Source organism: Klenkia terrae, assembly GCF_037083865.1.
GTDB lineage: Bacteria > Actinomycetota > Actinomycetes > Mycobacteriales > Geodermatophilaceae > Klenkia > Klenkia terrae.
In genome coordinates this window covers 80,268-87,632 of the sequence record NZ_JBAPLV010000021.1, presented here as the reverse complement: position 1 = coordinate 87,632, position 7,365 = coordinate 80,268, and the positions used below count along the sequence as shown (strand labels likewise).

Genomic DNA, 7,365 nt, shown 5'->3' with positions numbered 1-7,365 from the left:
GTGATCATGGGGTTGTGCGCGGTGGACACGCCGTCGACGCGTGTCGAACGGGCGACAACCCCATGATCACCGACGGGGTGGGGGTCGCCAGCCTCGGCTGAGCAGGGCGGCTTCCACCCTGTCGAGGAGCACGGCCGGCCTCGCCAGGTGCTTCCTGGCGAAGCGTTGGACCAGGTAGCCGTCGGCGGCGGCCAGGGAATGGCGTTCGACGTCGGAGTCAAGCTTCTCCTGGGTGGCGTGGCCGCCGCCCTCGTACTCCAGCACCAGCCGGTAGCGCCGCCACCCCAGGTCGCCGTGGGTGACGACGACGCCGAAGCGGTTCTCGATCGGGATCTGCGGCTCCGGGTCGGGCAGCGGGCTGTCCAGGATCCAGCAGCGGACCAGGCTCTCCGGCCGGGACATGGCCAGCGGGGTGAGCCGGGGCGCGCAGGCCCGCGCCCGGACGACGCCCCGCAGTCCCTCGGCACGGTCCAGCCGTTGCTCGAGCCGGTCGGCGTCCAGGTGGCCGAGTCGGTAGAGGGCGTCGCCGACGGCCACCAGCTCGTCGGGCCGGGTGCAGCGGGCGAGGTCGAGGAAGGTCTGCGACCCCGAGGTCACCGGTAGCCCGTCGATCTCGACGACGTCCTCCGGTCGGAGGTCGCGGTGCACGACGGTGAGCCCGCTCCGGTGGGGGACCAGGCGGTCGGGTCGCACGACCGCCCGCACCACATCCGGCGGGTCGACCGGGGCGCCGAGCAGGGCGGCTGCGGTCTGCAGGCCGAACGCTCCTCCCTCGGGCAGGACGGGCGCCCATGCCCGGCAGCGGGTGGCCAGGTCCTCGGTCTCGCCGCGGGACAGGTAGACGCCCCGCCCCAGCCGGACCCCGTCGGCCTCGATCTGCCGCCGGCTCATCCCGGCCGCACGGGCCCCGCTCCACGTGTATGTCCCCGGGAAGTGCTGCACCCGGCCGACCCTGCGCGCGGAGCCGCAGGACCCACCGGCCGAGCAGACATCTGTGGACACCTCACCCAGATGTGGACCGCGACCTCCGCCCCGGCCGCGAGCGTGCTACCCCCGCGTCCCTTTGGTGATCATGGGGTTTTCGCCGGGTGACGCGCTGTCCACGCGTGTCGAACGAGCCACAACCCCATGATCACCGCCGGAAGGGAGGCGAGGGGGAGGAGGGAGGGAGAGAGAGGGGGTCAGGCGGGTGGGCGGGTGGAGAGTTCGTCGCGGAGGTGGGCGGCTTCGTCCTGGAGGGTGACGATGAGCTCGGCGGAGACCAGCGGGTGGCCGTCGTCCACCAGGACGCGGATGCGCGCGGCCACCCGGAGCTGGCTGCGGGACCAGCGGCGGTGGCCGCCGGCCGAGCGGGCGGGCTCCACCACCCCGGCGGTGTCCAGGCTGCGGAGGAAGGCGACCTGGACGCCGAGCAGCTCCGCGGCCTGGCCGATCGTGTAGGTCGGCCGATCCGGGTCGTCGAGGGGCTGCAGCGGGTCGGTCACGACGTGCGACGGCGGGCGGGGCCGCGGTGGCCCCGCCCGCCGGTGGTCACGGTCAGCTCTCCACGGCCTGGTGCTCGGCCGCCTCGATGGTCGAGGGGGTGTCCGAGCGGGAGACGGTGATCTTGCGGGCCTTGGCCTTCTCGGCCACCGGGATGCTGACGGTCAGCACGCCGTCGTGGTAGCTGGCCTCGAGCCGGTCGGTGTCCAGGCTGCGGCCCAGCACCAGCTGCCGGGTGTAGCTGCCGAACGGCCGCTCGGCGACCGACCACTCCGCGCCCTCGAGCTGCGGCACCGAGCGCTCCGCGCTGATGGTCAGCGTGGTGCCCTCGATGGACAGGTCGATCGAGCCGGGGTCGACGCCGGGCAGGTCGAAGTGGGCGACGAACTGGTCGCCCACCCGGTAGGCGTCCATCGGCATGCCGGCCAGGGCGCGGGCGGTGGTGGTGCCGGCCCGGGAGGTCAGCTGGTCCAGGGCGCGGAAGGCGCTGGACAGCGGGCTGGCGGAGCCGAAGGGGTCGTACGCGGTGAGCATCTGGGGATACCTCCGTGGGTGCAGGTCGATCTGTCGTCCTCGTCGCCGAATCTCCAGCGACGACTGGAGATTACCTCAGGGTGCTCCGGTCGTAAACCTGCCCGTCGACATCGCAGATCGGCAACGGTGGCGCGGGGAGGGACGGCGCGTCCCCGTTGCCGATCTGCAAGGTCGGGAGCAGCAAAGCTCAGTGCCTCCAGCGCACCGCCCGGCAGATGCCCTCGGGGGAGACGCCCTCGAACAGCGCGATCTCCCCGCGCCGGACGTCGGCGACGGTGGCCGCCAGCTCCTCGCCGAAGGCGGCGGTGAGCACCTCGTCGGACTCGAAGGCGCGGACGGCGTCCTCCAGCGACGCGGGCAGCGGGCGGATGCCGGCCTCCCGGCGGCCCTCGTCGCTCAGCGAGGCCGGGTCGACGCCCACCGGGTCGGGCAGCCGGGAGCCCGCGCGCACCCCGGCCAGTCCGGCGGCGAGGCAGCCGGCCATGAGCAGGTAGGGGTTCGCGGCCAGGTCGACGCTCTTGATCTCGACGTTGGCGGCGTGCTGCCGGTTGCCGTCGGGGCCGGTGACGAAGCGCAGCGCGGCCTCGCGGTTCTCCAGCCCCCAGGCGGCGAACGCGCCGGCCCAGTGCGAGGGCACCAGCCGCAGGTAGGAGGCCACCGACGGCGCCCCGACCGCGAGCAGGCCGGGCAGGTGGGCCAGCAGGCCGGCGGTGAAGCCCTCGCCCTCGGCGGTGAGCCCGAAGGTGCCGTCGCCGCCGCTCATCAGGTTCTCGCCGTCCCGCCAGAGCGAGAGGTGGACGTGCCCGCCGTTGCCGACGCCGTCCGCGGTGACCTTGGGGGAGAAGGACACCCGCAGCCCGTGCTGGGCCGAGATGGCGGTGATGGTGTTCCGGACGAGCAGGGCGGTGTCGGCCGCGCCGACCGGGTCCTGCGCGCCGACGGAGATCTCCAGCTGGCCGCCCGCGTACTCCGGGTGGAACTGGTCGACGGCCACCCCCTGCTCCTCCAGGGCGACCAGCAGGTCGCGTCCGTAGTCGCTGACCTCGGCCAGCCGGGTCATGCCGTAGGCCGGTCCGGTGAGCGCGGGCACGAAGGCGTCCGGGTCGTCGGGCAGACCGTCGGGCCGACCGACCACCCACTCGACCTCGTATGCCCCCCGCACCTCGTAGCCCTCCTCCGCGAGCGAGGAGACCAGCCGGCGCAGCAGCGAGCGGGAGCACTGCACGTGCGGCACCCCCGCCTGGGTGTAGCGGTCCACCGGCGCCCACGCCCAGCCCGGCTGCCCGGCCAGCACGGTCAGCCGGGAAAGGTCGGGGTGCAGCCGCAGGTCACCGATCGCGGAGCCGGCGAACCGTCCGGCGACGATCGAGTCGTCGAGCAGGAAGCCGTCGAAGACCGGGCTCATGCCCACGCCCCAGGCGGCGGCCGAGGGCAGCTTGGCCAGCGGCACGGTCTTCACCCGGGTGATGCCCGAGGTGTCCACCCAGGGCAGGGCGACGCCGACGACGCCGGCGTCCTCCAGCTCGGGCAGCAGGGCCTCTGCGGCGGCGCGGCGGTCGTCCCGGGTGGCGTGGTCGAGCTGGTCCATGCGGGGGAGTGTCACACCTGCGCGGGCAGCACGTGCTCCCCGGTCTGGTCCGTCGACAGGCACAGCGAGCAGACGTGGGCGTCGTGCGCCTGGCAGGCGGCCATGTCGGGGCGCTCGAAGTCGGTGTCGCAGACGTGGCAGTGCAGCACCAGGTCCGACGGGTTGCCCTCGGCGTCCAGCAGCGGGGCGTCGATGCCGTCGTCGGTCCTTCGCAGGTACCAGCGGCCCTTCGTGGCGACGGCCAGCACAGGGGGCAGCACGAGGGCGAGGCCGACGGCGAGGAGGGGGGAGTAGGGCCGCAGGGTCTCGCCGAGCAGCCCGAAGAAGCAGGCGATCGACAGGACCGACGCCGCGGCCATCGCGCCGAAGCCCACCGGGTTGACCGCGTACAGCATCCCGCGGCGGAACTCGGGTTGCTTCGGCGAGATGCCCAGCAGGTACTTGTTGATCGCGATGTCGCTGGCCACGGTGACCACCCAGGCGATGCCGATGTTGGCGTAGAAGCCCAGGATCGTGTTGAGGAAGTCGAACATGTTCGCCTCCATCAGCACCAGCGCGATCGCCAGGTTGACGGCCACGAACACCAGCCGGCCCGGGTAGTGCTTGGTCACCCGGGTGAAGCTGTTGGTCCAGGCCAGCGAGCCGGAGTAGGCGTTGGTCACGTTGATCTTGACCTGGCTGATCACCACGAGGACGACGGCCAGGGCCAGGGCGAGCCAGCCGGGCACGATCTCCCGGTAGATCTCCAGGAACTGGTGCACGGGCTCGTTGGCCACGGTCGCGCCGTCGGCGACGTTCGCGATCACGTAGACGGCGAGGAACAGCCCGACCACCTGCTTGGCCGCGCCGAAGAACACCCAGCCGGGCCCGGCGAGCACGACCGCGGTCCACCACCGGCGACGGTTCTCCGCGGTCTTCGGCGGCATGAAGCGCAGGTAGTCGATCTGCTCGGCGATCTGCGCGATCAGCGACAGGCAGACCCCGGCGGCCAGCAGCACCGAGCTCAGGCTGGCCGCGCCGTCCCCGTTCTCGCCCTGGTAGTCGAAGAACGCGCCGACCGACTCCGGGTGGCTGACGACCAGGTAGCCGAAGGGGGCGACCATCAGCAGCAGCCACAGCGGCGTCGTCCAGACCTGCAGGGTGGAGAGCACCTTCATCCCGTAGACCACCAGCGGGAAGATGATCAGCGTCGAGACCGCGTAGCCCAGCCACAGCGGGAGGCCGAGCCCGAGCTCCAGGCCCTGCGCCATGATCGAGCCCTCGAGGGCGAAGAAGATGAACGTGAACGTCGCGAACACGACGTTGGTGACCACCGAGCCGTAGTAGCCGAAGCCGCTGCCGCGGGTGATCAGGTCCAGGTCGAGGTTGTAGCGGGCCGCGTAGTAGGCCAGCGGGAAGCCGCTCAGGAAGATGACGACCGCGAACAGGCCGATGCCCCACAGCGCGTTCGTGGTGCCGTAGGCGATGCCGATGTTCGCCCCGATCGCGAAGTCGGCCAGGTAGGCGATGCCGCCCAGTGCGGACACCGAGACGACGCCGGTGGACCACCGGCGGTAGCTGCGCGGGGCGAACCGGAGGGTGTAGTCCTCCAGGGTCTCCGAGGCGGTCGCGGCCGCGGTCGCCCGGGCCGGTGGGTCGGTGGAGAGCTCGCTGGTGGCCATGGCCGTCGTCCCCCTGGTGGTCGGTGCGGCCAGGGTCCCGACCCGGTGTTGCCCCTGCGTGACCGGAGCGTTCCGTTCGCTCAGCCGGTCACGGCAGGTCGGCGGCGAGGGCGCGCGCGACGTCGACGACGGCCCGGCCCAGCGCCTCCGCGTCGTCCCGCGCCCCGGTGTGGACGACGGCGACCGCCGCCCGGGCGGTGCCGTCGGGGCCGACCACCGGGGCCGACACCGAGCGGACGCCGGGGATGACCTCGCCCTCGCTGACCGCCCACCCGGTGGCCCGCGCGGTGACCAGCTCGGGCCGGTCGTCGTCGGTCGGTGGGTCGGGCATGAGCAGCGCCAGCCCGGGGGCGCCGCGGCCGATGGGGTGCCGGGTGCCGGGTCGGCGCGTGACGTGGCTGGGCACGTCGCGGGGCTCGACGCTGGTGAGGGTGACCGCGTCGTCCCCGGCCCGGACGACGAGGAAGCCGGTGCAGCCGAAGCGCTCCACGAGCGGGGTCAGCCGGGCGGTGGCCGAGGCCTGCAGGCTGGTGCGCACCCCGCGGGCCAGCACCGAGACGGCCAGCCCGAGCCCGAAGCGGCCGGCGTCGTCGCGCTCGACGAACCCGCGGTCCTCCAGCGTGCGCAGCAGCCGGTAGGTGATCGACCGGTGCAGCCCGACCGCGGCCGCCACCTCCATCACCGGCCGGGGCGACCCGGCGGCCGCGAGGTGCTCGAGGATGCGCAGGCCCCGGTCCAGGGTCTGGGACTGCGGCGCGGTCACCGGGTCAGCATCTCAGTGCCCGTCGACACCCAGGTCCGCGCCCCGCGTCTCGCGGATCACGGAGACAGCGGCGAAGGAGATCGCGGCCAGCACCATCATGTAGATCCCGATGGACAGGCCGGTGCCGGTCTCCTGCACCAGCAGCTCGCTGATCGCCGGGGCGAACGCGCCGCCCAGGATCGCGCCGAGGGCGTAGCCGATGGACACCCCGGAGTACCGGACGGCGACCGGGAACATCTCGGCGTACATCGCCGACATCGGTCCGTAGGACAGCCCCAGGCCGACCGACAGCACCAGCACGCCGAGGCCGAACAGCCAGATGTTGGCGGTGTCGACGAGCAGGAACATCGGGATCATCCAGACGAACACCAGCGCGTAGCCCAGCTGGAAGGTGCGCACCCGGCCGATCCGGTCCGACAGCGCTCCGCCGTAGAGGGTGAACACCAGCCAGCCGACCGAGGCGACGACGATCGCGGTGAGCACCGGGCCGCGCGCCATGCCCAGCGTGCCGGTGCCGTAGCCGATGAAGTAGGCGATCACCAGGTAGCCGGCGGCGTTGTTGGCCAGGAACACCAGCGCGGTGAGCACGACCTGCTTGGTGTTGGTGGCGAACAGGTCGCGCAGCGGGGCCGAGGACTCGCGCTTGCGCTCCTGCAGCTCGCGGAAGACCGGGCTCTCCTCGACCGAGCGGCGGATCAGGTAGCCGACGCCGATGAGCACGATGGACAGCAGGAACGGCACCCGCCAGCCCCAGGACAGGAACTGCTCGTCGGTGGTCACGCTGGTCATGAGCAGCAGGACGCCGGTGGCCAGGATCAGCCCCAGCGGGACGCCGACCCCGGGGTAGGCGCCGAACAGCCCGCGCCGGGACAGCGGCGCGTGCTCGACGGCCATCAGCGCGGCCCCGCCCCACTCGCCGCCGGCGGAGAACCCCTGCAGCACCCGGAGCAGGATCAGGATGATCGGCGCCGCGACGCCGATGCTGGTGTAGGTCGGCAGCAGCCCGATGAGGGCGGTCGACCCGCCCATGAGCAGCAGGGTGAAGACCAGCATCTTCTTGCGGCCCAGCCGGTCGCCGTACCGGCCGGCGACGATCGCGCCCAGTGGCCGGAACAGGAAGCTGATGCCGATGGTGGCCAGCGACAGGACGGTGGCCAGGGCCTCGTTGCCGTCGCTCACCGGGGCGAGGAAGAGCGGGGCGAGCACCAGGGTGGCCGCCTGGGCGTAGATGAAGAAGTCGTACCACTCGATGGTCGTGCCGGCGAGGGTGCCGGCGAGCACCGTGCGCTCCTCGCGGGTGGTGGTGGGGCGGGCCTGGGTGGCGGTCACGCGGTGGT

Annotated in this window: 7 protein-coding genes; all 7 read right to left on the bottom strand. The window is 72.8% G+C overall.

Going from position 1 to position 7,365, the window contains the following annotated elements:
- Window positions 1-66 precede the first annotated feature (66 nt).
- The 7 genes from UXQ13_RS17685 to UXQ13_RS17655 all read right to left on the bottom strand — a co-directional run bounded on the left by UXQ13_RS17685 (window position 67) and on the right by UXQ13_RS17655 (window position 7,357).
- Window positions 67-942 (bottom strand): hypothetical protein, encoded by an 876-nt coding sequence (locus tag UXQ13_RS17685; protein ID WP_225236132.1) that lies wholly within the window; start codon window positions 940-942, stop codon window positions 67-69.
- Window positions 943-1,181: 239 nt separating this feature from the next.
- Window positions 1,182-1,484, bottom strand: coding sequence for a helix-turn-helix domain-containing protein (locus UXQ13_RS17680; protein ID WP_336392635.1), 303 nt, complete (start codon window positions 1,482-1,484; stop codon window positions 1,182-1,184).
- 52 nt (window positions 1,485-1,536) lie between these two features.
- Window positions 1,537-2,016, bottom strand: a complete 480-nt coding sequence (locus tag UXQ13_RS17675) for an Hsp20/alpha crystallin family protein (RefSeq protein ID WP_225235300.1) — start codon at window positions 2,014-2,016, stop codon at window positions 1,537-1,539.
- A 187-nt stretch (window positions 2,017-2,203) separates the two neighbouring features.
- Entirely contained in the window at window positions 2,204-3,604 is a 1,401-nt protein-coding gene (locus tag UXQ13_RS17670; RefSeq protein WP_336392634.1) for a glutamine synthetase family protein, read from the bottom strand.
- A gap of 11 nt (window positions 3,605-3,615) precedes the next feature.
- The gene (locus UXQ13_RS17665; RefSeq protein ID WP_336392633.1) at window positions 3,616-5,265 is read right to left on the bottom strand and encodes a purine-cytosine permease family protein; all 1,650 of its coding nucleotides are present in this window, start codon (window positions 5,263-5,265) and stop codon (window positions 3,616-3,618) included.
- Window positions 5,266-5,353: 88 nt separating this feature from the next.
- On the bottom strand, window positions 5,354-6,028 hold the full coding sequence (locus tag UXQ13_RS17660) for an IclR family transcriptional regulator (protein WP_336392632.1): 675 nt from the start codon (window positions 6,026-6,028) through the stop codon (window positions 5,354-5,356).
- A gap of 12 nt (window positions 6,029-6,040) precedes the next feature.
- The gene (locus tag UXQ13_RS17655; RefSeq protein WP_225235304.1) at window positions 6,041-7,357 is read right to left on the bottom strand and encodes an MFS transporter; all 1,317 of its coding nucleotides are present in this window, start codon (window positions 7,355-7,357) and stop codon (window positions 6,041-6,043) included.
- Window positions 7,358-7,365: the final 8 nt, after the last annotated feature.